Below are 1547 nucleotides of genomic sequence, written 5' to 3'. Positions count from 1 at the left end.
AAGCCGCCCATATCAGCGATGATGAATATTTCAGTCACATGGTACGGGATGACCTCAACCTCATTATCCGGGATATTCGAGAAGCCCACAAAAAGGACAGTGAAAGTGCACCCCAGACCACCGTTGCCGATGAACTGAAAGAAAATCTGGAAGCGGTCGAAAACTTCAAGGGTAGCCGGGATGAAAAGCTCGTTGTCCTTTACTGCAAACAGCTTGGTATCAACTATAAAAATCTGTCAGATGAAGAATTTCGCTGGCTAATTCGGATTCTCAAAAAGTCAAAGAAAATGGGAACGCCTATCAGCCAGAGGAAAAAACGATAAAGAAAAACCGCTGTTGCATGGTTTGTTAGCTTCCATGTAGCAGCGGTTCGTGCTGTGGTTATTCAGTTAAATTTTCAGAATGACAAGCTGGAATTGTTATTCAGGAAAAACAAGTACACAGTTTTCTAAATCGTCAGTATCTTTTTCGGAAATATATATCTGAGCCGACAAAGATAAATCATTTCCTATAAATTTTTCCCTTTGAAACAAATCCCTTACTATATGCCAATTTTTATGTGCATTTTCAGTTTCCAACCAAATACCCATCAATGGTCCAGGTTCCCCGTCCTCTGTGTCTATATAATCATATCCATTGCTTTGTATCAAGGAATTTGATACCTCTTCGATACGGTCTGGTATGCGATATCTCAAATCCAAATCAGCATTTTCAAGCATTCCTGGATTTAACAACACAATAATCGTCTGCATATTTCTTCCCTCCAAATTTCTAATTTATATTTCTGTATCTATGTATGCGCTCATTCTCTGGATAACAGCCGCTTCGGCTACAAAAGAGCATAATATCGATCCATCTACAACGATTTTTATTTTGCTTTCATGTGAAAAAATGTCAATATTTCCGTACATATATCTATCCTTCATCTCCAGTTTGAACTCTGAAATAACGAAAAAAGAAATTTCAATAGAAACAGTATTGTTACCATTCCATTTTTCAGGAGGATTGTCTGGATAAACTGGCATATCAAAAACCACAGATACTTCGGTACCATCTCTTTTCAATGAAATAGCATCTATTCTGACGTTCAGCAATTCAGGGACTTTTGTGTAAATTTGTTTGATGAAAGTGTTTCTGTCTATTCCATCATACCACATACCTTACCTCCACAAACAACGATTTGTCATAATCATTCTACCATACCGTTATGCATAAATCATCTCATGCAAAACAATTTCTTCTGCCCGATTGTGAATGTTATTGCAACGCTGCACCCATTCCATTTGATGGGTACGCTTTAATTCTTCGGTCACGCCCTCGGCAGCTTTCATCTGCTCCATGATGGTATCTAACCGTTCCTGTGCCTGTTCGTTCAGGTCTGCAAGATATGTCCATAGCTCTCCGGTCAATATCAATGTGTTCAATCTGGCTGGGTGGACTTCTCTCAAATATTCCCGGTGCATCCGTCCATACTTTCCGATGGGGCGGTGTTCTTCTGGCAGTTTCAAATCTGGGATGTAGTAATCTCCGACAAGGATATAATCAAT

General features: G+C 39.4%; 3 protein-coding genes and 1 pseudogene. 1 reads left to right on the top strand and 3 read right to left on the bottom strand.

Annotation, left to right across the window (positions count from 1 at the left end; genetic code table 11):
• Nucleotides 1-323 (top strand): annotated as a pseudogene (locus DXB70_RS14475) (transcriptional regulator); the annotation flags it as partial.
• A gap of 96 nt (nt 324-419) precedes the next feature.
• On the opposite strand, the gene DXB70_RS13905 reads toward DXB70_RS14475, so the two are convergent.
• The 3 genes from DXB70_RS13905 to DXB70_RS13895 form a co-directional block, all read right to left on the bottom strand.
• Nucleotides 420-752 (bottom strand): hypothetical protein, encoded by a 333-nt coding sequence (locus tag DXB70_RS13905; protein ID WP_113993290.1) that lies wholly within the window; start codon nt 750-752, stop codon nt 420-422.
• A 24-nt stretch (nt 753-776) separates the two neighbouring features.
• Nucleotides 777-1157: an Imm50 family immunity protein gene (locus tag DXB70_RS13900; RefSeq protein WP_113993291.1), complete on the bottom strand. Its 381-nt coding sequence runs from the start codon at nt 1155-1157 to the stop codon at nt 777-779.
• Between the two features lie 48 nt (nt 1158-1205).
• On the bottom strand, nt 1206-1547 hold a 342-nt coding region (locus DXB70_RS13895; protein WP_118673490.1), incomplete at its 5' end, for a TnpV protein.

It is taken from the genome of Clostridium sp. OM05-5BH, assembly GCF_003481505.1.
In the GTDB taxonomy this organism is placed as follows: domain Bacteria; phylum Bacillota; class Clostridia; order Lachnospirales; family Lachnospiraceae; genus Otoolea; species Otoolea fessa.
This window is presented reverse-complemented; position numbering and strand designations above follow the sequence as displayed.